Below are 24,046 nucleotides of genomic sequence, written 5' to 3' on the forward strand. Positions count from 1 at the left end.
CAACTTAAACGTAAAGGGGAATCCGTAATAATGAATATTTTTACCGAACAACAAGTCACTTCTGCATATACTATGACAGATGCCATTCAAGATATTGAAAAACTTTTTAACAATATGGATGAGGTTCATCACGCCCCCCGTACTGTAATTCCAACTGGAAAAGGTGCAAAATCCATGCTTTATATGCCATGTATTCATCTTGGAAAACAACTTGGTATTATCAAAATTACAAGTATTACACCCGATAATCCACAATATAATCGTCCAACAACACAAGCCAACATTATTGTTACAGATTTACAAACTGGCGAGCATGTCGCAAGTATTGATGGTAGTTATTTGACACGTTTACGCACGGGAGCATTGAGTGGTATCGCATCTAAATATTTAAGCCGAACAAATGCACAAACACTCGGTATGATTGGTACTGGTGGTATGGCTTATGAACAACTTTTAGGCAATATTGAAGTGCGTCCTATTCATACTGTACTCCTTTATAACCGTACATTAGATAAAGCAAAAGCTTTTCGTAAGCGCATTTTATCAGTACTTCCAAATTTGAATGTTGAAGTCATGACTGACGTTAAAGCATTAGTCAAACGTTCTGATATTATTAATTGCCAAACTCAGTCACTTACGCCTGTATTTGAATCAAGTGATGTAAAACTTGGCACACACATTAATGGTATTGGATCCTATCGTCCAGAAATGAAGGAGTTGGATTATCACCTTTTTCCAAAAGCATCACAAATTATTTTTGATGATATTCATGGTGTTAAAGAAGAGGCTGGAGAGTTTATTGAAGCACATAAAAAAGGGATCTTTTCGTTTGATGATATTGATGGCGACTTACAAAAAGTTTCTTTAGCGGGGAACGTGATACGTCAAGAAGATGATATTACTATTTTCAAATGCGTAGGTGCTGCTCACTTTGATTTAGCTGTGGCCTTAGGCGCTTACGAAAAGTTAATATAATACTACCATCTCTAAACAAAATAAGAGTTGGACAGAAAACGCATTTTTGTCCAAACTTTCGTAGCCCCACTCCAACAAAGGTGTCTAAAGTCAAAAAGGGTAATTCCTCTTTGACTTTAGACACTTATTGTCATTATGATGTCAAAATGATAAAGCCGAATTACTTTAATATTTTTATTATAATTTAAAAATTTCATTAGGTATATCTGTAATCACACCATCTACACCGAGCTGAATGAGTTTTTTAGCAGTCTGTATATCATTTACAGTATAAGGCATCACTTTTAAATGATGTTCATGTGCACGTTGAATAAACTTACGATTAACTAATTGATAATTGGGATTGACGTAGTCCGCATACTGTGCAATTTCGTGAAATAAAGGCTGTTTTAGCCAATATTTCCGTTTGCTGATTAACACGCCGAGATGTATATATGGTATTTCTTGATGTAATGCTTTAATAAATGATTGGTCAAAAGACTGAACAATTATTCGATTGTTTGGGAATGGATGGTATTTTATCTTTTGTATCAATGTTTCTTTTATACCTGCATAAATTTTAGGTTTTTTCACTTCTATTAACAAGGTTTTAGAGTAATTTTTACATAATGTTAATATTTCATCAAAAGTCATAATAGAAATACCCAATGTATAATCTAATTGATTAGCAAATTGAAATGATCGAAGCTGATCTAATGTAAGATCTTTAATAGCCCCTTTTCCATTAGATGTACGGTCAATCGTATCATCATGAATGCCTACAAGTACACCATCTTTTGTCATATGTAAGTCAATCTCTAACATATCAATATGCTGACTTAATGCAGCTTGATACGCTAATTTTGTATTTTCTGGATAACGACGTGAGAGACCTCGATGTGCAATAATCTGAAATCCTTTATGTGGTCTTGCCAGTTTCATAATGTTTCTTCCTTTCATTTTTCTTGCTCATTCACTACACTTAAGTTAAACATATCATAGATTGGAGTGAATTGCTTTGATACAACATCATTTTCCTGTCACAGTCAAATGGCAAGGTGGACGAGATAGTGTTGGACACTTAGATGGTGACACTATTCACCATGATGTTTCTATCCCTGACACTCTTGGTGGCACAGGAGTCGGTACAAATCCTGATGAGCTTCTTGTCAGTGCTGCTGCAAGCTGTATGACTATCTCCCTCGCTGCAACACTTGAACGTGCAAAATTTAATCCCCTTCAAATTAATATGCAATCTTCCGGCGAAGCAGAACTACATAATGGAAAATTTAGAATGTGCAATATTAACCATATCGCTGTTATTACGTTAGCAGATGAAATAGAACGTCAAAAATTACAACAACGTATGGATCGCCTTCTCATGGTTGCTGACAAAAATTGTATGGTCTCTAATAGCTTAAGAGGTAATGTTTCAATTAATATCAATGCTATACTACAAGTTGAAACAATAGATTAAACTTACATCTATAATAGAAATGTGCAAATCTTAATATTTTGTGCATTTCCATCTGTTTATTTATCTGAAAATTTGATAAAATGAGAAAATAGTTAAAGGAGGTTGCTTATGTATACACATCATTCATTATTACTTACACCCGGACCTACACCGATACCGCTACAAATTCAAACAGCAATGAACTTGCCCATGGTCGGACATCGTTCAGCTGAGTTTGAACGTATTGCAGCAAAAGCCTTTTCTACTCTTAAAACTGTATTTGGTACATCGAATGACGTCATTATTCTAACTTCTAGTGGTACAAGTGCTTTGGAAGCAAGTATGCGTAATCTTTTAAACTTTGACGATCATTTTGTTGTAATTGTCTCAGGTGCTTTTGGTAACCGCTACAAGCAAATTGCTGAAACGTATTATAAAAATATTCATGTTTTTAATGTGGAATGGGGACAAAGCTTTAATACTGCTGATGTCTTACAGTTTATTCAATCTATCAATCATCCTATTACCGCTGTTTTCACACAGTACTGTGAAACATCTACGGCTGTCCTACATCCTGTCGCCGAACTGGGCCGTGCTTTAAAAACATTTGATGATAATATCTTTTTCGTTGTTGATGGCGTGAGTTGTATTGGTGCCGTAGACGTCGATATGTCGCGCGATAATATAGATGTTTTAGTATCTGGAAGCCAAAAAGCTCTGATGTTGCCACCCGGCTTAGCATTCGTTGCATACAATGATCGTGCCTATACCCGTTTCAATGAGATTAATAGTCCATCTTTTTATTTGAATCTTTCTAAGCATCGAATGTCGCTCGAAAAACATACCACACCTTTCACGCCCAATGTACCAGCTTTTCGTGGCATTGTCGCTTATGGTGATATGATTGATGAAGAAGGCTTTCAAAACGTTATTCACCGTCATTACATCATTAGAGATGCTGTACGTCATGCCCTTCGCTCATTAGAGTTAGAACTATTAGTATCTGACGCATCAGCCTCTCCTACCGTTACTGCTTTTGTACCAAGAAACACCGATGAAGTACAACATATTAAAAATACATTATCAAAAGTCTTTAACATTACTATCGCAGGGGGACAAGGTCAACTCAAAGGACATATCTTACGTGTAGGACATATGGGTTTTATTTCACCTTTCGACTTATTGCCTTTTATTGCAAGTCTTGAAATTATTTTAACGAACTATCGCAATCAATCATATATTGGCAAAGGGACTACCACATTTATGGAGGTTATACACAATGAATTATAAAATACTCGTTGCAGATCCTATTTCTAAAGATGGGCTTCATCAACTCTATCAAGACGAAGCGTTTGAAGTCATCCATAATACGGGACTTTCTGAACAAGAATTAATTCGTATTATCGATGACTTTGATGCTCTAATCGTACGTAGTCAAACAACAGTTACAGCTGATATCTTACGTGCTGCGACAAAACTTAAAGTTGTTGCACGTGCAGGTGTGGGTGTAGATAATATTGATATTGATACAGCAACAAAAGAAGGGATTGTTGTCATTAATGCCCCTGATGGTAATACAATATCAGCAACAGAACATTCTGTCGCAATGATTCTCAGTATGGCACGAAATATTCCACAAGCTCATGCTTCTTTATCTCACGGTACATGGGATCGACAATCTTTTCGTGGAACAGAATTGTATCATAAAACGCTCGGTGTCATTGGAACCGGACGTATTGGTATCGGTGTAGCCAAACGTCTACAAAGCTTTGGTATGGACGTACTGGCATATGATCCATATCTAACAGAGGCACAAGCGAAAGAATTAGACTTTACACGTGCAACAGTTGAAGAGATTGCAGAAGCGGCTGACTTTGTAACAGTCCATACACCATTAACTGAAAAGACGAAAGGAATGATTGATAGCGATTTCTTTGACCGTGCAAAACCTAATCTTCGTATCATTAATGTAGCTAGAGGTGGCATTATTGATGAACAAGCTTTGATCACTGCTCTCAACGAAGAGAAAATTGCGGGTGCTGCACTTGATGTTTTTGTTAATGAACCCGCAAATCATACACCGATTACACAGCATCCTAAAATCATTGTGACACCACATCTTGGTGCTTCTACAATCGAAGCACAAGAAAAAGTAGCGATCTCTGTTGCGGAAGAAATTATAGACATTCTTAAACATCAAAATGTCAAACACGCTGTCAATGCACCAAGTGTCATCTTTAGTGAAGATGACGAACTCCAACCCTTTGTTAACTTAGCACAAATTACTGGTGAGGTAGGGATTCAACTCTTACCTAAAGCACCTCGTGAACTCAAAATCACATACGCCGGAGATCTTGCGCTGGATGATACAAGTTTGATTACACGTACACTGGTAAAAGGCGTATTACAACAAGATATGGGAGATCATGTCAATTTGATTAATGCGCTCGTCTTATTGAATGAACAAAATGTAACTTATACTATTGAAAAATCAAAAAAGAAAAAAGGGTTTAGCAACTATATTGAGATAGAACTAATCAATAAAGGAGATCGTGTTAAGATTGGTGCAACTGTCCTAAACGGCTTTGGTCCACGTATCGTACGCATTAATGACTATCCTGTTGACTTTAAGCCTGAACAATATCAACTTGTTATTAATCATACTGATCAACCGGGTATCGTAGGTCGTACCGGACAACTTCTCGGTCAACACGGTGTCAATATTGCTTCTATGCATTTAGGTCGTAAACAAATCGGAGGTAAAGCAATGATGATTTTATCTATTGATCATCCTATCGATGAAAATGTACGACAAGCCCTCTTAAATATTGATGGCTTTAGACGTGCTATACAAGTAACCTTAAATCCTGAACATCTGATCCAGAACTATTAGATATCAATCATTAAAAAGGAGTGAAATAGAAAACTGATACGAATACAGTTTCCATTTCACTCCTCTCTTTTTATTTTATAATAGATGTGTACGTACACCTAATACATCATCCACTAAAATATCTGCGCCATGTGTTTGTAATTCTTCTGCTGCTTCTTTCCCTTTTAATCCGGTCAAAGTACCGATAAAATGTGCATCAATTTTTTGGGCACTCAGTAAATCTGCTAATGAGTCTCCTACAACCGTCACTTCATTTCGATTGACTCTTTTAATTTGGTTAATTGCGTAGTCTTGATAGTTTTCTTTTACATTACCATTGTATGCAGCAATATAGCTAAATGGATTGGGTTTGCCTAAAGGTTTAAGATCGGGATAGCGTCGTTCTACCTCAATGACTTCACTTGCTGAAACAATATGACTTTCATCAAAATATGAAAGTAATCCAAGGGCTTCAAACGGAATTAATGTTTCAACACGTGTACGTCCTGTCGCAATAGCTAACATATACCCTGCCTCTTTCAAATCCTTCAATAATGTCTTTATATGCTCAACAGGTGCTAAAGCGACTTCATTATAAATATATCCTTGCTTATATGTCGTTTTTGCAATCTTTTGTTCAACTTGTTCATATAATTCTGTACCTAAATACCATTCTTGAAATAATTCTTGTGCAAGTTGCCATAGCGGACTATTAATATCAAATAATGCAGTTTGTTGTGTATTAAGTTTTACAGATGCATAATCTTTAAGACTTTGATAAATTTGTTCTTTCCCTTTTTCAATATGATTTAAAAAATCTAAAGGCTGCGCATAATCAATTTGCTTATACACTAATTTGTTACGTACATCTTTCAATGATGAATGAGAAAATAAATCAGGATTTAAAAAAGCAGCTTTATCTTCGTCTGACAATGATTGAAGCAAATCAATTAAATGTACTGAAAAAACAATAAAAAGCATATCCCAATTTGAATTAATCCCCAAAGATTTAAGGCGATTTAAAATCATGTCATTTTCAAATAAAGTTCTGCGTATCTCCATAATTTGTGAATCTTTTAACTGGGCTAAATCTATACTTGGTTTCAAATTTAAATAGTGTTCATCATATAATAATTCATATACCGTCAATGCAGATACATCGAAACATCTGGCTTCATCTAAAAAAACACCATCTACATCAAATAATACTGCTTTTGTCATGATCATCCCTCTTCCTGAATATTCAGATAAATTAATTATAACATGCTTTTTCTATGACTAAAATAAAAAGAGAGAGGGCAGAAACCTCTATTGCTCCACTGCCCTACTTTCTCATTATTTCTCATTTACATATGTATTTAATTCTTGTTGCAGTTGTTTCGTACGTTCACTGATTTGTTTCGTAATATACTCCACTTTTTCTTGGCGTTTTAGCCCCTCTGGAAAAACAGTTGTATCAATCGGTTCTCCAAATTTAATATAAGCTTTTCCTGTTAACATGCCTAAAAGTTTTGTAGGTCCTACATATGCTGCTGGTAGAATAGGTTTCTTTGCCAACATTGCAATTGTTGCAGCACCTCGTTTTAGTGGTACTTCTTCAGTTGTACGACGTCCAGACGGAAAAATTCCTACTGTTTTATTTGAATTGAGTAATTTAACAGGAACTTTTAATGTACTCGGTCCGGGATTTTCACGATTTACTGGAAAAGCATTTAAAGACGATAAAAATTGACCGAATAACTTATTTTGAAAAAGTTCTTGCTTAGCCATAAAGTGAATTTGATTAGGTAGTAATGCCACGCCTAGTAACACAATCTCATTATAACTTTCGTGATTACACGTTACGAGATAGTCTTGTGTTTTGGGCTTGTTTTCTTGTCCTAATACTTCTAAATTTTTAAGTCGTTTCGCTATAATAAAGTCAAGAATTGACCCTATTAATTTGTATAACATGATGACACCTACTTTTTCTATAAAATTAACTCTTTAAATTCTATCACTTCCCTTTCATTTCAACAAGCATATCCATTCTACTACTCAAGACGGATAGTGTGTTACTAGCAAATTTGTATTAAAAGACGCATAATATATTTAAAGGAGGAATAAAATGAATAAAAATGATTTTGAACATGCATCTGATTTTGATTCGGATGTACATACAACAAACAGACACAAAAATGTTCATAACAAATCACCTTGGCTACGCATTATTATCATTGCTATCATTGCTGGTCTTATTGGTGGAATGCTTGCGCTTGCTATCTTTGGTGGTTATTCCAAACTAACAAACTCTAATGGATCATCCGGTGCAGATGTTAATGTCTCTAAACAAAGCAAAGGTGGGAATCTATTAGATAATCAATCCACATCTTATAAAAGTGTTAATGCAATGATACAAGATAAAGCCCCTTCCATTGTAGGTGTCATTAACGAACAAAAAGCTGAAAGTTTAGCAGATTTATTACAGGGCAAATCAACAGAGTCAGAAACTTCTGGTATTGGTTCGGGCGTCATTTATCAACGCACCCAAAACGAAGCTTTTATCGTAACTAATAATCATGTTATTGAAGGTGCTTCTTCCATTAAAGTACAACTTCACAACTCTAAGCAAGTCAATGCTCAACTCGTCGGTACAGATGCATTGACAGATATCGCTGTTTTAAAAATAAAAAATAGAGATGATATTAAAGCGATTAACTTTGCCGATTCATCAAAAGTAAAAACCGGTGATAGTGTTTTTGCAATGGGTAACCCATTAGGTCTTGAATTTTCTAATACAGTAACCTCAGGTATTATTTCAGCAAGTGAACGTACTATCGACGCAGAAACACCCGCAGGTACAAATAAAGTTACTGTACTTCAAACAGACGCTGCAATTAATCCCGGTAATTCAGGTGGTGCACTCGTTGATATTAATGGGAACTTAGTCGGTATTAACTCAATGAAAATATCTGCACCACAAGTCGAAGGTATCGGCTTTGCAATCCCAAGTAACGAAGTCAAACTCGTCATTGAACAACTTGTGAAAAACGGAGAAGTCAAACGCCCCTCTATTGGCATTGGAATGATTAATGTTGCTGATATTCCCGCTTCGTACCAACGCAAATTAAAAGTAGACCAAGGCGTCTATGTTGCCGAAGTACAGCGTAGACAAATAAACTTAAAAAAAGGCGATATCATTACAAAAATAGAAGGTCAAAAAGTTGAAAACGATTCTGATTTACGTTCATATCTCTATAAAAATAAAAAACCTGGTGATCAAGTCACATTTACCATTTTACGTGATGGTCAATCTCAAAAAGTGAATGTTTCTCTCATTGAATCCAGCTCATAATATAAGTAAAAGCCCACTAGACATTATCAGCTAGTGGGCTTTTACTTCATGTTTCGATTGTTTTATTGATAATTCACCATAAAGTATTTTTTCTTACCTCTACGGATAATCGTAAATGTATTGTCATACTTATCTTCATCTGACAACATATATTGTAAATCTTTTTGGCGTTTACCATTAATATAAATTGCACCATTTTGTATATCTTCACGAGCTTGTCGCTTTGACGATGAGATCTTTGTTTCGACCAATGCCTCAACAATGTTCGTTGTAGAAGCAGATAACGTAACTTGTGGCACGTCTTTAAAACCCGCTTTGATCTCTTGTGTAGATAAAGCTGTTAAATCACCACTAAATAATGCTTGTGAAATACGCTGTGCTTCTGCTAGAGCTTCCTCCCCATGAATAAAAGCTGTGACATTTTCTGCTAATGCTTTTTGTGCTTTGCGTAAGTGGGGCTCTGATTGCACAGATGCTTCTAATGCTGCAATATCTTCTTTTGACAAAAATGTAAAATACTTCAAAAACTTGATAACATCTTCATCACTTGTATTAATCCAAAATTGATAAAATTCATATGGACTTGTCTTATCACGATCTAACCATACTGCACCTGATTCAGATTTACCAAACTTTTTACCGTCTGCCTTAGTAACAAGTGGGATCGTTAATCCATATACATCATCTGTTCCATACATACGACGCATTAACTCAATACCACTCGTAATGTTTCCCCATTGGTCTGAGCCACCTATTTGTATTTTACAACCCAACTCACGATTCAAATGCCCAAAGTCAATTGCCTGTAAAATAGTATATGTAAACTCTGTATACGAAATACCATGCTCAAGACGTGATTGAATTGAGTCTTTACCTAACATATAGTTTACACCGACGTGTTTACCAAAGTCGCGTAAAAATTCAATCAAACTAATCTGACCTAACCAATCCCTGTTGTTGACTAAAATGGGGCCATTCTCCATATTAAAGTCGAATAACATCTCCATTTGTTTTTGAATACCACGGACATTTTGTTCAACTTGTGCTTCAGTTTGTAATACACGCTCTTCAGATTTTCCAGATGGATCACCAATCATCCCTGTTCCGCCACCTACAAGCACGATTGGACGGTGACCTGCCTCTTGAAAACGGCGTAGTGTTAAATAAGGTAATAAATGACCAATATGTAAACTATCTGCTGTTGGATCTGCACCGCAATAAATTTTAACAGATTCTTTATTTAATAATTCTTCAATTGCGACTTCATCTGTTTGTTGATAAATAAGACCTCTCCATTTTAACTCTTCAATTAATGCATTCGTCATATTTCTAACCTCCTTTGAAATTTGTGCATAAAAAAACACCTCTTACATAATTGTAAGGGCGCAATGATTGACTGCACGGTACCACCATACTCTGTTTCTCTTGTAATGATACGTTCACTACCTAACGTTGGAATATACGTACGAGGTGTATTCACACATCTTGATACGTTAGTTTGCACCACCCACTAACTCTCTATCGGCTGTATCTACAAAAGCTACTTGTCCTCTATTCCAATTAAAATATGCATTTGCTACTATTATAGTAGTTCTATGTGGGATGTCAACCTAAAAACAATGACAATTAACGTAAAAATAAGTGCTGTGCTATACTGTTGTTATTGGAGGTGAACACTGTGGATGAGTCACAACAAACACAACATCGTCTTACATCTTTTTTATACCAATATGATTTATATATTTCTCGGATTAAACATATTTTGCTATCACTTGTTGCTTTTGCTATTTTGAGCTTTTTATTTCTTTTAGGTATCGCGTTAGGCTATTTTTTTAGTATTGTATCCGAATCACAAACGGTCGATGATACAAAGCTAATTGAACAAGCAACAAACCTCCCAGAAATGGAAACCGTTTCATCTACAAATATAGATTTATTAGCACTGTATAACGCACCTGAACCCACACTTATCGCTGGACCTTCAGAAGTGTCACCATATGTTACCTCTGCACTTATGGCTGCTGAAGATGCACAATTTTATGAGCATAATGGTATCTTACCTAAAGCATTACTACGCGCAATGTATCAGGATATTTTTGACCGTCAATTTGCTACTGGTGGAAGTACCATTACACAGCAACTTATTAAAAACCAAATATTAACAAATGAACGCACATATCAACGTAAAGCAAAAGAAGTTATGTATGCCATGCGTATTGAAAAATTACTAACTAAAGATGAAATCTTATTTACATATCTTAATCGTGTACCTTTTGGCTTAGATACAAATGGACAACATATTACAGGAATCACATCTGCTTCTTACGGTATCTTCGGCAAAGCACCACACGCACTTAATCTTGCAGAATCAGCTTATTTGACAGGCTTACTTCAGAGTCCTTACTTTTATACCCCCTTTCATAAAGAGGGTCAATTAAAATCTGCTCAAGATATCGAGCCATCCATTCATCGCCAGCGCTATGTATTGAAGCGAATGCGTGTTGAACAGATGATCTCAGAGACAGAATACCGAGAAGCTTTGGCCTATGATGTTAAAAATCACTTTTCACCTTAAAAAGGCTGTCCATCTTCTGTGGTGGATAGATCATTAAAAGTACCTCGTTTTATTTTTATGATCATTTCATATGCGTAGAAAGAGCTAGGCATGTTGAAGCGTACAATCTTGTTAGGATGTGCGCTTTTTGTATACCAAAAAGGTGAGACAGCATATGCCGTCCCACCACAAAAGATTTTATAGCCTTATCCCAATAAGGTTGTCAAAAGTGAAAAAGCTTGTTAAAACACTTTTCACTTCTGGCATCTACTGCCCTTATAATTATCAACGCGTTAATCTAGAGTATTTTTTCTATATCCTAGCACCTATTCACTAAAAATAGCGAGGATTAAAAATGCTTAATTTACACATTAGAATAAACCAATAGCATGACCATCTTCTGTAACGTCCATATTTAAAGCGGCTGGTTTTTTCGGTAAACCTGGCATTGTCATAATTGCACCTGTCAAAGCAACAATAAATCCTGCCCCTGTTTTCGCTTCTAATTCACGAATTGTAATTTCAAAATCCGTTGGTGCACCCAGTTGTGTTTGATCGTCAGAGAAAGAGTATTGTGTTTTTGCCATACAAATTGGATAATTATCCCAGCCATTGTCTTTAAACTGTTTTAATTGTTTTTGTGCTTTTGAAGAAAATGTTACTTTTGAACCGCCATAAATTTCTTTGACAATTGTTTCAATTTTTTCTTCTAATGGTAACTCTAAGTCATATAAACGTTTAAATGTTTGTGGCTGCTCGATTACTTCTAATACTTTTTCAGCTAAATCTACACCACCAGCGCCACCTTTTTCCCAAACTTCTGTTAATGACAAGCGTACGTCATTATCTTCAGCCCACTGTTGAACTGCTTTGAATTCAGCATCTGTATCATGAATAAATGCATTTAATGCAATGATAGGTTCAACACCGAACTTACGGATATTGTTAACGTGACGTTCTAAGTTTGCAATACCCGCTTTCACTGCTTCTACATTTTCTTCTTTCAAATTATCTTTTTTTACACCACCATGCATTTTAAGCGCACGGATTGTTGCCACTAATACGACTGCATCTGGTTCAAAATCAGCTTTACGCGCTTTAATGTCAATAAACTTCTCAGCACCTAAGTCAGATCCAAAGCCAGCTTCTGTAACAACGATATCTGCTAAATCACGTGCTGTTTCTGTTGCAATAATTGAATTACAGCCATGCGCAATATTCGCAAAAGGTCCTCCATGAATAAGTGCTGGTGTACCTTCTATCGTCTGTACAAGGTTCGGTTTAATCGCATCTTTTAAAATCATGGCTAATGCGCCTTCTACACCCAAGTCTTTTACCGTAACTGGTTGACGGTCACGTGTGTAACCAATCGTAATTTTAGCGATGCTTGCTTTTAGATCCGTAATATCTGTACTCAAACATAAAATAGCCATAATCTCAGATGCTACTGTAATGTTAAAACCATCTTCACGAGGTACACCTTGTGTCGGTCCACCTAAACCTACAACAACATGACGTAATGCTCGATCATTCATGTCTAATACACGTTTCCACTCAATACGTCTCTGATCAATCCCAAGTTCATTACCTTGATGAATGTGATTATCGATAAATGCGGATAATGCATTATTTGCTGTTGTAATTGCATGGAAATCGCCATTAAAATGCAAATTGATATCTTCCATAGGTAATACTTGTGCATATCCACCACCAGTTGCACCGCCTTTAATACCAAATGTTGGTCCTAGTGCAGGCTCACGCAATGCAACCATAACATTCTGTTTAATATGTTGAAATGCATCTGCTAAACCGACTGTTACTGTTGATTTACCCTCACCCGCTGGTGTAGGACTCATCGCAGTAACGAGGACGACCTTACCTTTTTCGCCCTTTGTCTGGATTTTAGAAATATCAATTTTAGCTTTGTAATGACCATATTGCTCTAAAGCATCTTCTGAAATTCCTGCTTTATCAGCAATTTCCTTAATTGGTTTTAATGTTGCTTGATTTGCAATTTCTAAATCTGATAAATGACTCACACTATTCAACCCCTTAATTTATTTTATGTAATCGCATACATCTTGATGTAAAAGCATATCTACCCATTATAATAGCGAACTCATCTCTGAATGTCGAACAAAACCAGCTTATTTCTACATTAAATCGTCACTCTCTACAACTATTCAACATTAATGACATTTTCATATATTTTTACACATTATAAAGAGCAACCTAGGTCATATTTACAAGTTTGACAACTGTGCATATCCAACTTTTCAGCTGTTTCATGATCTATGCAATACGCTTATTTTTCCTAGATTACTCTCTATTCAATCACAATATTGTTTATTGTTTTGTTGTACCTCTATAACGAATGGTATGTGGTAAAATGACATTCGGTTCTGCGATTTCTTCTTTATTCATATATTTTGTCAATAAACGCATCCCTACTGCACCAATATCATACAGTGGTTGAATAACACTTGACAACTGCGGACGCACCATTTCAACAAGACGTGTATTATTGAAACTTACAACTTGAATATCATCAGGCACACGTAAACCATGATCTAATGCACCGTGTACAACACCGATAGCTTGTTCATCACTAATAGAAAGCACGGCATCGGGTTGATATTCATGGATTGCTTCAAATGCACGTAAACCATCTTGATATGTTTCATTCCCAACATATACTAAATGCTCATCAACAGATAAACCATGTTTTTGTAATGTATTTTCAAGTCCTTGAGCTACTTCTTCTTGGGCTACTTTAGAATATCCGCCACCGATATATGCAAACTTTTTAGCTCCAGACGCAATCAGTTTTTCTGTGACTTGTTCACTTGCTTGTACAAAATCAATATTAACAGACGCAACATCATCTTCTTTGCCATTTGTACCTGAAACAACAACCGGAACAGAAGATCTACTAATCTGCTCTTTTATTTCGTCAGTAATTGTACCCCCTAAAAAGATAATGCCATCTACTTGCTTGCTTAAAAGATTATTAAAAATTTCTTTTTCTTTATTTGGATCATCATCAGAGTTTGAAATAATTGTATGATATTTATACATTGTTGCAATATCTTCAATACCACGGGCAAGCTCTGAATAATAAATATTAGATATATCTGGAATAATGACACCTACCGTCGTTGTACGCTTGCTTGCTAAACCTCGAGCAACGGCATTCGGTCGATAATTTAATCGCTTAATTACCTCATTTACTTTATCTCTCGTTGCGGGTTTCACATTAGGATTACCATTCACAACACGTGAGACCGTCGCCATTGAAACACGCGCTTCACGTGCAACATCATAAATCGTAACAGTCATTTTATTTTTACCTCCTTGGAAACGCTTCCTATATTCTTATTATCAGTTTTCATACCATTTTCAAAGTGTACCACAATTCACTTACTGATAAAATCTAAAACGCTTTCTTGTCATTTTTTTGTCATTTTTAATGATTAAAATGAATAAACCATTCATATAAAAATAATGATAACTTTTATAAATTAACTTACACTTAAAATAGACTGAGACATGAATGCCTCAGTCTATTCATAGCGTGATTATATTATATAGTATATCACTCAAGCAGAGTAGCTCAGTACAAAAAATTACGTGCACTTGAAAGCTAAAAACTACTGTTGATCTTTATAAGATTATTTTAATTTGTGTTGATTATATAATTCTGATAGTGGTTTGATTTCATTGTAAAAAGCATCAAACTCTGTTAAATCCATTTGTTGACCACTGTCACTCAATGCCACAGATGGTTCCGGATGCACTTCAGCCATAACGCCATCAGCACCAATTGCTAATGCAGCTTTTGCAGAAGGTAACATAATATCTTTACGTCCTGTACTATGTGTGACATCAACAAGAACTGGTAAATGTGTCCCTTGTTTTAAAATTGGAACAGCAGAAATATCTAATGTATTACGCGTTGCTTTTTCATATGTTCGAATGCCTCGTTCACATAAAATGATATTTTGATTACCTTGTGATGCAATATATTCTGCTGCATAGATAAATTCCTCAATAGTTGCGGAAAGTCCTCGTTTTAACAAAATCGGTTTATTAGTGCGCCCTGCTTCTTTTAATAACTCAAAGTTTTGCATATTTCTTGCACCAATTTGGAAAACATCTAAATACTGATCAGCAACTTCAAAATGATTAGGATGTACAATCTCACTTACTACATTTAAATCATATTTATCTTTTATGCATTTTAATATTTTAAGTCCTTCTTCTCCTAAACCTTGGAAATCATATGGTGATGTTCTTGGCTTAAATGCACCGCCACGAATAAACTTTTCACCTTTATTATGTAAATCTTTTGCCACCGCTTCAACTTGCTCATAAGACTCTACTGAGCATGGTCCAAAAACAAATGATTTTTGCCCTTGTCCGATAATACCACCATTATCAAAATGAACAATGGTATCTTCTGGTTTTAATTTACGTGAAACATATAAATGTTTCTCATTATCTGATTTTTGTAAATCTGTTGAGGCTTTAAAAATCTCTTTGAACAACTGCTTAATAACATTATCATTAAATGGTCCTTGATTTTTATCAATTAATGTATTCAACATTTCTTTTTCACGTTGTGGATCATAAATCACCGTGCTTTGTTTACGCTTTTCTTCACCGATTTTTTGAGCTAAATGCCCACGCTTAGATAATAAATCCAATATTTGATCATTAATATCTTCAATTTCTTTTCTGTATTGTTCTAATTTATTTGTCATATTTTCACCCCAACACTTTCTTATATGCTTTAAAGCGATAAAATAGCTTGTTTGATAATATGTATCTTAACAGTTATAAAATACATTTGCAACCTTTGAAACTCAATATTACTAAATTTTTAGAAAATTAAAGCGTTTTACGTTTCGATAGCCATACGAGACGCGTTTAATTAACTTGATTTTATTGTTGATTGAATGATAAGTAGGTATTTTTTATGAAATTGAATGACACACTAAAATTCATCTATTGATATGTATTGGGGTAAGCGAAATGACAGGTTAAAAATCAATGATTACGCTGTTTGTATACCAAAAACATGACTTCAATCTATTAAAAATAGAGCAACTCAACATCTTTAGATCATTGAAGATGTCAAGCTACTCTATAAGTAAAACAAAAAGTGCATTTTTGCAAAGTTTTTTATAAAAATGCCAAACAAATGTGACTGGAAGTGAAAAAAGTTTATTCAAGCACTTTTCCACTTCAGAAATAGGACTTTTGTATCTTTTTATTTGTTAAATGTATGCTTATCGACTTTATTATCTGTTTTTTGAGCCTTTTCTAATGATGGATTGGGTTTCTCATGTGTAATAACACCTTGATCAAACCATGAATTATGATGTGATTGTGTTTTTTGTTGAGCTGCCAATTCCTGCTTTTCTTCTTTTGGTGTTGCTGTTCCACCTACTGCCATGGCTTGGCGCATTGCTGCTAATGATGACGCTGCTGCTTCTTTTTTCTCTTCTTTTTTTGGTGCTACCACCTTTTCATCTACTGCCATAGCTTGGCGCATTGCTGCTAATGATGACACTGCTGCTTCTTTTTTCTCTTCTTTTTTTGGTGCTACCACCTTTTCATCTACTGCCATAGCTGGGCGCATTGCCGCTAGTGATGACGCTGCTACTTCTTTTTTCTCTTCTCTATTTGTTCTGACAGGTGCAGCTAATCTATCAGATTCTACTTCTTTTTGAATAGATCGACGTTGTGCCTCTAATTCCAAAGCGGTTGGCTGTTTGTTTTTCTGTTCTTGTTGGTTATCTCGTTTTTCTTCTTTAATTTTTTTAGCCTTTTGTTTAACTTCTTCAGCTTTACGTATTGCTTCTTCACGTAATTGTTGTGATTGTGCATGAATATGTGGTATTTTTTCATTTTGAATAATATTCACTTTCTGTTCCACAAAAGGTTTTAGTACTAAACCTATTGCACTGCCGATCATTGCACCTGTAAAGAAACCTACTGCAAAATCCATACCACGTTCATTTGCTAAATCTGTATCTTTATACGCTTCCAAACCTTTTTCATATAAGTCACGATTATAACTTTTCATAGACGTTCCTCCTAAAATAAAAGCACTTAAATAAAGTAAAAACCTCATTTAAGTGCGTTGTTTTATGTTTCACTCGGAGTGGGATATTATCAATAATCCAAATTTTTGTTATCCCAGCTCTCATATAATAGTAAAATAACTGACTATTATACAGCCGATGTCTACTATTTATTTGTAAAGTGTTGTAGCATCTACAATTATACGATTAGTTCTTGTTTGCTACATGACTTCTACGATCTTTTCTATTTTGCCATTTATCAGCGATTTCCATCGCTACGTTAGACCATTGCACAACTTGAGAGATTTTGTCTTCATTTTGTGAAATATTGTGAGTAATAGAATGCGTAACACGTTCTACTGAACCATTAAGTGTTTGTACTGAATCCCCGATACCTTTAACCGCATCTACTACTGAATTTAAGCGATTTGTTTTATCTTGAATATCTTCAGTTAAACGATTAGCTTTGTGTAATAAATCCGTGGACTCACGTGTAATACCTTGAATCTGCCCTTCAACACCATCAAGTGTTTTAGCAACATGATCCAAATTCTTTTTAACAGATACTAAAACTGCAACAATTCCGATAGCTAAAATTAAAAATGCGATAGCAGCAATAATCCCTGCGATTGGTAAAATCCATTCCATTCGTAAACGCCTCCTAATGACATTTAATTATGTTATTTATTTTATATAATTACCCAACCTTGTCAAGGTCAAACATTAAAACTTAGGGTCCACCCCTATATGTTTCATATATGCTTTTAATACCTTTTGAATATCTCCTGCCCCCATAAACAATAATACCGAATTATGGTGCTGTGCAAGCTGAGAAACATCAGATTCCGAGATAAGCTTTCCTTGATTTACTAAATTTAATAAATCTTGAATACTTAACTCGCCTTGATCTTCTCTAATAGATCCAAAGATGTCACATAAATATGTGTGATCTGCAAGGTTAAGCACTTCCGCAAACTCTTGTAAAAATGCTTTTGTTCTTGAGAATGTGTGCGGTTGGAATATCGCAATCACTTCTTTATTTGGATATTTTTTTCGTGCTGTTTCAATTGTAGCACTAATTTCCCTCGGATGGTGTGCATAATCATCAACTAATACTTGATTATGTACAAAAGTTTCATTGAATCTTCTTTTAACGCCACCAAATGTCACAAGTGCTTCTTTAATATTTTCTACATTTAACTGTTCTAAGTATGCAATGGTTAAGACAGCTAAAGCATTTAAAATCGTGTGATCACCATATTGTGGTGATACAAAATGATCATAAAACTCACCTTTAACATAAACATCAAAAGCTGTACCATGATCTGTGATTTTAATGTTTTGAGCATAAACATCCATGGAATCATCAAAACCATAGTAATAGACTGGCACGTCAACTTGAATCGATTTAACGTGCGGATCATCACCCCATGCAATCAATGCTTTTTTTACATTGCTTGCCATACCTTGAAAGGCATCAATAACATCATTGACATCTTTAAAGTAGTCCGGATGATCAAAATCAATGTTGGTAATAATAGCATAATCTGGTGAATAGCTTAAAAAATGACGGCGATACTCACACGCTTCAAATGCAAAATATTCACTTTGAGGTAATCCAAGCCCTGTCCCATCACCTATTAAAAATGATGTTTTCTTATCTCCATTCATCACATGCGAGAGTAAACCAGTTGTTGATGTTTTTCCGTGGGCTCCCGTAACAGCTACCGATGTATATTGGTTTGCTACCTCACTTAAGAAATCGTGATAACGTATAACTTTTAAACCCAACTCATGTGCACGAGCGATTTCTTCATGTGTGTCATCAAAGGCGTTACCCTGTATCACAGTTAAACCCTCTTTAATATTGTTAGCATCAAAGGGTAAAATCGTAATCCCTTTATTTTTCAATGCGATTTCCGTAAATACATATTGATCGATATCTGATCCTTGCACATCATAGCCTAAATCATAAATAATTTGAGCCAATGAACTCATACCAGAGCCTTTGATACCGACAAAATGGTATTTCGTCATGACAGACCGCTCCTTTCTCTTTTTATAGTTCACTTAACTCTGCTTCTGTAAGATAAACATCTCTCGGTTTTGAACCATTTGCACCTGAAATATAGCCAAGCTGTTCGAGTTGATCAATGATTCTTGCAGCTCGATTATATCCAATTTGAAAATGGCGTTGAATCAATGATGTCGAAATACTTTGTTCCCGAATCATAAAATGACATACTTCATAAAAAAGTTCATCTTTTGCAGGTGTTTCTGTTTTCTTTAATAATTCTTGCTCTTTAAATAAATATTCTGGTTCACGTTGTGCTTTGATAAAATCAACAACGTGATCAATTTCATCATCTGATACAAACGTACCTTGAACACGAATAGGTTTATTCATACCACCACCAAGATATAGCATATCACCATAACCAAGCAAGCGTTCTGCACCACCACTATCTAATATCGTACGTGAATCTACACTTGATGATACCATAAACGCAATTCGTGTAGGAATATTCGCCTTGATTAAACCTGTGATGACATTAACAGATGGTCGTTGCGTTGCTACTAGCATATGAATACCACAAGCACGTGCCTTTTGTGCAAGACGTGCAATCGATTGTTCAACATCTTGCGGTGCCATCATCATTAAATCTGCTAGCTCATCAATAACAATTACAATTTTAGGAATACGTTGTTCATAACTCACTTTTTTATTGAATGCTGTAATATTTCTCACATGAGTTTGCGCAAAAAGTTTATAGCGTCGCTCCATCTCATCAACAGCCCATTTCAAACTTTGCGTCGCTGCTTTTACATCTGTAATGACTGGTGCAACTAAATGTGGTAAATCATTGTACGGCGCCAACTCTACCATCTTAGGATCGATTAACAATAACTTTAGTTCTTCCGGATGATTACGATAAAGCAATGAGATTAAAATACTATTAATGGATACTGATTTACCCGAACCTGTTGCACCCGCTATTAAAGCATGTGGTGTTTTCGCAATATCCATCAATAACGGTTCATTGTTAATACGATTTCCCATTGCAACAGTTAGCTTAGACGATGCATTTTTAAAAGCAGGCGTGTCTATAATAGAGCGTAAATTTACTTTTGTCGGCTGTTGATTAGGCACTTCAATACCTACCAAACTTGTCCCCGGAATAGGAGCTTCAATACGAATATCTTTTGCTGCTAATGCCATTTTAATATCGTCTTGTAACGCGGTGATACGTGAAACTTTCACACCTTTTTCAACAGACAACTCAAATCTGGTCACACTTGGACCTTCGATAACATTAACAACTTCAGCTGGTACATTAAAATAATAAAACGCATCATTTAATTCTTGTTTTTTTTCTTCGATCCATGCGTCATCTCTCTTATGTACTTCTGGCTCATCTAATAAATCAACACTTGGCAAGTGTAGGCTCGGTCCACGTCTAATCCCTTTTTCTGTGATAGAGGCTTCTGTTTGCTGCTGTGTCTGCTCTTCTGTTGCTACTAGTTCTGGGCTTGTCACAATTTCAGATCCTCGTGCCTGCGTTTGTGCTTCTACATTTGAGGGCTGATACTGTGCTTCCTGTATATCCCTTTGATTATTTGCACGCCGCTGTTGACGTTCAAGATGACGTTTCTTATCTGATGGTGTCATTACAACATTAAAAGGTCTAGTACCTAATCGAGAGGCTTTCAATGCTGATGATGGTGTATGTTTATCTTTGGAAACTGTATCTATAGGTTCATTGACATTCTGAGCTGATTGTAACGCTTGTTGATCCGAGTTCGTTGACTCTGTTTGCTGTTCATCTGAGATATTCGTGTCATTTAACATCATTTCTTTTGTATGATTTGATGTTACAGTCGGCTTTAGTACTGGGCGCTCGACAACTGTACCTTTCTCATGTTGATCTGTCTCTTGTAAACCTTCTACATTAGAACGATTAGAGTTATCGCTATTTTCTTCGGCATCTAATGGCACTTGTTCACTATAATCACTAGTTTGTACTGCTAATTGCTCATCAGATGATGTTTTAGATGTTATTTCCCCGATATCACTCTTGTGTAGTTCATCTTCGGTAGAACGATATGTGGCTTCCTCAGTATCATTTGCATCATTCGTATATTGAGCTAAGTCGACTTCTTCATACTGATAATCATCAGTCACAGCTTCTTGTAATTGTTCATTCGAAGGAGATGTATCTTGTTCTGAATAAGATGATTCAACTTGCTGTTCTTCATGATATGTATCTCCTAACAACTGTTTAGCTTGTTCAGCATACATCTTATCTATTGCTTGTTGAATTGTATTGTTCCCTTCTGTACGTGCCGTATCACGCTTTTGTTGCAAAGCCGCTTTAAAACGTTTTTTTTGTAAAACTTTCTTCTCCCGCTCTCTGCGTATTTCTTCAACAATTTGAGATGCATAAATGTTTTCGATGTTAATTGTATTATCTTTTTTTGAGTAATTAGGTGTCTCTTGACGTTTCTGCTTCGATTGTTGTAAAGGTGTTTCAGCTGATGATATCTCATGTTTGTCACGCTTTGATGTGAACGCTTGTGAACGTGTAGGACTATTCAATCCACTATTTGGTATTTCACGACGCGCTTTCGTACCAAATATAGCTGAAGGTACTTCTGATGCTTTAAAGTCTGCTTTATGATATGTAGGTTTCACATCATCAAAAGTTGGACGGGACTGTTCTCGTTCACCTGTCGCACGATAAATCGGTGTTTGGTAACGATGATATGACTGAGAAGACAGCTGCCTATCACGCTTTTCATATGCAGATGATGTTTCATTATTTTTTTCTTTAACATGTACATTGTTTCGATGTCGTCTTTGACTTCGATTTAATGTATATGATGGACGTACTTCTTTATAATCATTTTTACTATCCGTGTCAGTTGTTACAACGCCCTGCTTACCATGTACATCTACTTTGTCACTTTCATCATGCATATCGATAGGAAAACGAAACTTCCCTCGCGGCCGTTGATAAACATCATGTGACTGCGGTATTAAGCTGTTTGCCGGTTTAATATCTGATTGATGATGTGAACGCTTGTGTGATAAACGGCGTGTCGATTTATCATTGTCATCTTCGCCAAATAATTTATCAAACCAGTTCATTGACCTACATCCTTCCTTTATGCTTCAAAAAATGGTTGACCTACTTCATAAGTTTCCTCTAATACCATAATTCCTTTTTCTTGTGGGGCATTAGGCAAATCAAGCTCTTTCATTGAACATACCATACCACTTGATGGTACACCACGTAACTCAGCATCTTTGATCATCATTCCACTTGGCATAACTGCACCTACTTTAGCAACTACTACCTTTTGTCCTTGCTCAATATTAGGTGCACCACATACAATCTGTAATACTTCTTTTCCAACATCAATTTGACAAATACTTAATTTATCAGCATTTGGATGCTTTTCTTTTTGTTGTACGTAACCTACGACAAACTTAGGAGATAAATCAACATCGATTGTATATGTCATTCCCACTTCATGGATCATGTTTTGAATAGCTGTTACATCATTATCCGTTACTTTAATATGTCCATTCCCTTGAATTTCAAAATGCTTAGATACGTTAAATAAGTTAAAACCGACGACTTTATCCTCTTTTTTTATCGCAACAACATCATCCGCTCTTTCATATTCAAACGGCCCCTCGACCATTTCTAATTGTACAAAAGCAACATCTCCAACACCAATCGGATTGTAAAATAAATTCATGATTCTTTTTACTCCTTATCTTTTTTTATTTGATCATGCATCGTACTTAAATGTTGTACGACATTAGGTTCTTGCTTTGATTTTTGTTTATTATTCTTCCCTAAAATAAAAATAGGCTCAAAATGCCCTTCTTTGTAACTGAATGATAATGATGTAATAGGTACAAGACCATTTGTAAAAAAAGACATCGTCATATGTGCCATCACATCATAACCTGTTTGATTGCGTATATCTGCAATAACTAAGACATCTTGATGTGGCACAGCAACAAGCATTTCTCCTTGACAACGTGTTTCAAAGTCTTTTAACAACTGAGTATTTAAGATTCGACTCGCATCATAGCCATCATTCGAATTAATAAAATAAAATAAATTGCCCTTGACTTCATCTGTTTTATAAGACACATCTAACTTACGCACATTAAACAGTGCCATTTCTTTAATTTGTTGATGTGTCAACTTTAATTTTTGCATAAGTTGTTCATCAATTAAGCGATAAGATTTCCCTAAGTCTAATGCATAGTAAATACGCGTTTCAGCTGTGTGATCATCCATTACAAATTGATGTCCTTCTGAAGTTTGTTTATGAAAACTCGTCGCACGAATAACTGGCAAAATACGCACATCATTCAATGATTTCATAGACTCATCTTGCATCTGAGCAATTGTTTCTTCTACATAATACATAATCTCATCAACAATTTGCTGCTGTCCTTTATTATATTTTGCAACTATTGGAGATAGTTTAACAGTTAGCCCTTTTTGATTATCTGTTCTATAAATTCTTAATGATTCTTCATCACGGTTAAATTGAAAACTAACATCTAAATCTTTTAAACGTGACTTTAATAAATCTCTCATTTTAAAGACATTCATTTTTTCACTCCTAATTTCATGCCTTATATTAGTTTACAATAAATATCCCTTTAGGACTAGGAAAAATGCACGTCCTAAAGGGTAAAATATTAAGGATAGGGCAGCCAACCTTAATCTCTCATAAAGGCTTTGCCTGTTCATCCTAT

The 24,046-nt window shown here is 35.4% G+C and carries 20 protein-coding genes; 6 read left to right on the top strand and 14 right to left on the bottom strand.

The genetic code is table 11. The features are described from left to right. Window positions 1-30: 30 nt before the first annotated feature. A complete protein-coding gene (locus FGL66_RS05815; RefSeq protein ID WP_180808943.1) occupies window positions 31-975 on the top strand; it encodes an ornithine cyclodeaminase family protein in 945 nt (314 codons plus the stop codon). A gap of 177 nt (window positions 976-1,152) precedes the next feature. Here FGL66_RS05815 and FGL66_RS05820 read toward each other — a convergent pair whose 3' ends face one another. Then, the gene (locus FGL66_RS05820; protein WP_180808944.1) at window positions 1,153-1,896 is read right to left on the bottom strand and encodes a glycerophosphodiester phosphodiesterase; all 744 of its coding nucleotides are present in this window, start codon (window positions 1,894-1,896) and stop codon (window positions 1,153-1,155) included. A gap of 76 nt (window positions 1,897-1,972) precedes the next feature. Between FGL66_RS05820 and FGL66_RS05825 the strand changes: the two genes are divergently transcribed. From FGL66_RS05825 to serA, 3 genes are all read left to right on the top strand, one after another. Further along, on the top strand, window positions 1,973-2,431 hold the full coding sequence (locus tag FGL66_RS05825) for an SACOL1771 family peroxiredoxin (protein WP_180808945.1): 459 nt from the start codon (window positions 1,973-1,975) through the stop codon (window positions 2,429-2,431). A 108-nt stretch (window positions 2,432-2,539) separates the two neighbouring features. Next, entirely contained in the window at window positions 2,540-3,700 is a 1,161-nt protein-coding gene (locus FGL66_RS05830) for a pyridoxal-phosphate-dependent aminotransferase family protein (RefSeq protein ID WP_180808946.1), read from the top strand. After that, window positions 3,690-5,303 carry a phosphoglycerate dehydrogenase gene (serA, locus tag FGL66_RS05835; RefSeq protein ID WP_180808947.1) on the top strand — a complete coding sequence of 538 codons (1,614 nt, stop codon included), beginning with the start codon at window positions 3,690-3,692 and terminating at the stop codon, window positions 5,301-5,303. Before FGL66_RS05830 ends, serA begins: the two co-directional genes overlap by 11 nt. 75 nt (window positions 5,304-5,378) lie before the next feature. On the opposite strand, the gene FGL66_RS05840 is transcribed toward serA, so the two are convergent. Then, window positions 5,379-6,503, bottom strand: a complete 1,125-nt coding sequence (locus FGL66_RS05840; RefSeq protein ID WP_180808948.1) for an HAD family hydrolase — start codon at window positions 6,501-6,503, stop codon at window positions 5,379-5,381. 114 nt (window positions 6,504-6,617) lie between these two features. After that, the gene (locus FGL66_RS05845) at window positions 6,618-7,235 is read right to left on the bottom strand and encodes a lysophospholipid acyltransferase family protein (protein ID WP_180808949.1); all 618 of its coding nucleotides are present in this window, start codon (window positions 7,233-7,235) and stop codon (window positions 6,618-6,620) included. Between the two features lie 154 nt (window positions 7,236-7,389). On the opposite strand from FGL66_RS05845, the gene FGL66_RS05850 reads away from it, so the two are divergent. Further along, window positions 7,390-8,616: a S1C family serine protease gene (locus FGL66_RS05850; protein ID WP_180808950.1), complete on the top strand. Its 1,227-nt coding sequence runs from the start codon at window positions 7,390-7,392 to the stop codon at window positions 8,614-8,616. A 62-nt stretch (window positions 8,617-8,678) separates the two neighbouring features. Here the strand turns inward: FGL66_RS05850 and tyrS are convergent, their stop codons facing one another. After that, window positions 8,679-9,941, bottom strand: a complete 1,263-nt coding sequence (gene tyrS / locus FGL66_RS05855; RefSeq protein ID WP_180808951.1) for a tyrosine--tRNA ligase — start codon at window positions 9,939-9,941, stop codon at window positions 8,679-8,681. Window positions 9,942-10,285: 344 nt separating this feature from the next. Here tyrS and FGL66_RS05860 point away from each other — a divergent pair, with 344 nt between their 5' ends. Then, on the top strand, window positions 10,286-11,191 hold the full coding sequence (locus FGL66_RS05860; RefSeq protein ID WP_374757656.1) for a transglycosylase domain-containing protein: 906 nt from the start codon (window positions 10,286-10,288) through the stop codon (window positions 11,189-11,191). Window positions 11,192-11,541: 350 nt separating this feature from the next. Here FGL66_RS05860 and FGL66_RS05865 read toward each other — a convergent pair whose 3' ends face one another. From FGL66_RS05865 to FGL66_RS05910, 10 genes are all read right to left on the bottom strand, one after another. Further along, entirely contained in the window at window positions 11,542-13,209 is a 1,668-nt protein-coding gene (locus FGL66_RS05865; protein WP_180808953.1) for a formate--tetrahydrofolate ligase, read from the bottom strand. Between the two features lie 307 nt (window positions 13,210-13,516). Next, window positions 13,517-14,509, bottom strand: coding sequence for a catabolite control protein A (gene ccpA, locus FGL66_RS05870; protein WP_180808954.1), 993 nt, complete (start codon window positions 14,507-14,509; stop codon window positions 13,517-13,519). A 332-nt stretch (window positions 14,510-14,841) separates the two neighbouring features. Further along, window positions 14,842-15,933 carry a bifunctional 3-deoxy-7-phosphoheptulonate synthase/chorismate mutase gene (locus FGL66_RS05875; RefSeq protein WP_180808955.1) on the bottom strand — a complete coding sequence of 364 codons (1,092 nt, stop codon included), beginning with the start codon at window positions 15,931-15,933 and terminating at the stop codon, window positions 14,842-14,844. 111 nt (window positions 15,934-16,044) lie between these two features. Continuing rightward, window positions 16,045-16,143: a transposase gene (locus tag FGL66_RS09960; RefSeq protein WP_180810487.1), complete on the bottom strand. Its 99-nt coding sequence runs from the start codon at window positions 16,141-16,143 to the stop codon at window positions 16,045-16,047. A gap of 299 nt (window positions 16,144-16,442) precedes the next feature. Next, window positions 16,443-17,261: a hypothetical protein gene (locus FGL66_RS05885; protein WP_180808956.1), complete on the bottom strand. Its 819-nt coding sequence runs from the start codon at window positions 17,259-17,261 to the stop codon at window positions 16,443-16,445. A 205-nt stretch (window positions 17,262-17,466) separates the two neighbouring features. Further along, window positions 17,467-17,907: a DUF948 domain-containing protein gene (locus FGL66_RS05890; RefSeq protein ID WP_180808957.1), complete on the bottom strand. Its 441-nt coding sequence runs from the start codon at window positions 17,905-17,907 to the stop codon at window positions 17,467-17,469. Between the two features lie 75 nt (window positions 17,908-17,982). After that, window positions 17,983-19,296, bottom strand: a complete 1,314-nt coding sequence (gene murC / locus FGL66_RS05895) for a UDP-N-acetylmuramate--L-alanine ligase (RefSeq protein WP_180808958.1) — start codon at window positions 19,294-19,296, stop codon at window positions 17,983-17,985. A gap of 22 nt (window positions 19,297-19,318) precedes the next feature. Next, window positions 19,319-22,408: a DNA translocase FtsK gene (locus FGL66_RS05900; protein ID WP_180808959.1), complete on the bottom strand. Its 3,090-nt coding sequence runs from the start codon at window positions 22,406-22,408 to the stop codon at window positions 19,319-19,321. 17 nt (window positions 22,409-22,425) lie between these two features. After that, on the bottom strand, window positions 22,426-23,025 hold the full coding sequence (ytpR, locus tag FGL66_RS05905; RefSeq protein ID WP_180808960.1) for a YtpR family tRNA-binding protein: 600 nt from the start codon (window positions 23,023-23,025) through the stop codon (window positions 22,426-22,428). Window positions 23,026-23,033: 8 nt separating this feature from the next. Beyond that, window positions 23,034-23,900: a DUF1444 domain-containing protein gene (locus FGL66_RS05910; RefSeq protein ID WP_180808961.1), complete on the bottom strand. Its 867-nt coding sequence runs from the start codon at window positions 23,898-23,900 to the stop codon at window positions 23,034-23,036. Window positions 23,901-24,046: the final 146 nt, after the last annotated feature.

Source organism: Staphylococcus sp. 17KM0847 (genome assembly GCF_013463155.1).
In the GTDB taxonomy this organism is placed as follows: Bacteria; Bacillota; Bacilli; order Staphylococcales; family Staphylococcaceae; genus Staphylococcus.

What these genes read in the sequence shown, in the direction of transcription:
- FGL66_RS05815 (WP_180808943.1), top strand. Translation starts at nt 31, where the DNA reads ATGAATATTTTTACCGAACAACAAGTCACTTCTGCATATACTATGACA.
- FGL66_RS05820 (WP_180808944.1), bottom strand. Translation starts at nt 1,896, where the DNA reads ATGAAACTGGCAAGACCACATAAAGGATTTCAGATTATTGCACATCGA.
- FGL66_RS05830 (WP_180808946.1), top strand. Translation starts at nt 2,540, where the DNA reads ATGTATACACATCATTCATTATTACTTACACCCGGACCTACACCGATA.
- serA (WP_180808947.1), top strand. Translation starts at nt 3,690, where the DNA reads ATGAATTATAAAATACTCGTTGCAGATCCTATTTCTAAAGATGGGCTT.
- FGL66_RS05840 (WP_180808948.1), bottom strand. Translation starts at nt 6,503, where the DNA reads ATGACAAAAGCAGTATTATTTGATGTAGATGGTGTTTTTTTAGATGAA.
- FGL66_RS05845 (WP_180808949.1), bottom strand. Translation starts at nt 7,235, where the DNA reads ATGTTATACAAATTAATAGGGTCAATTCTTGACTTTATTATAGCGAAA.
- FGL66_RS05850 (WP_180808950.1), top strand. Translation starts at nt 7,390, where the DNA reads ATGAATAAAAATGATTTTGAACATGCATCTGATTTTGATTCGGATGTA.
- tyrS (WP_180808951.1), bottom strand. Translation starts at nt 9,941, where the DNA reads ATGACGAATGCATTAATTGAAGAGTTAAAATGGAGAGGTCTTATTTAT.
- ccpA (WP_180808954.1), bottom strand. Translation starts at nt 14,509, where the DNA reads ATGACTGTTACGATTTATGATGTTGCACGTGAAGCGCGTGTTTCAATG.
- FGL66_RS05875 (WP_180808955.1), bottom strand. Translation starts at nt 15,933, where the DNA reads ATGACAAATAAATTAGAACAATACAGAAAAGAAATTGAAGATATTAAT.
- FGL66_RS05885 (WP_180808956.1), bottom strand. Translation starts at nt 17,261, where the DNA reads ATGAAAAGTTATAATCGTGACTTATATGAAAAAGGTTTGGAAGCGTAT.
- FGL66_RS05890 (WP_180808957.1), bottom strand. Translation starts at nt 17,907, where the DNA reads ATGGAATGGATTTTACCAATCGCAGGGATTATTGCTGCTATCGCATTT.
- murC (WP_180808958.1), bottom strand. Translation starts at nt 19,296, where the DNA reads ATGACGAAATACCATTTTGTCGGTATCAAAGGCTCTGGTATGAGTTCA.
- FGL66_RS05900 (WP_180808959.1), bottom strand. Translation starts at nt 22,408, where the DNA reads ATGAACTGGTTTGATAAATTATTTGGCGAAGATGACAATGATAAATCG.
- ytpR (WP_180808960.1), bottom strand. Translation starts at nt 23,025, where the DNA reads ATGAATTTATTTTACAATCCGATTGGTGTTGGAGATGTTGCTTTTGTA.
- FGL66_RS05910 (WP_180808961.1), bottom strand. Translation starts at nt 23,900, where the DNA reads ATGAATGTCTTTAAAATGAGAGATTTATTAAAGTCACGTTTAAAAGAT.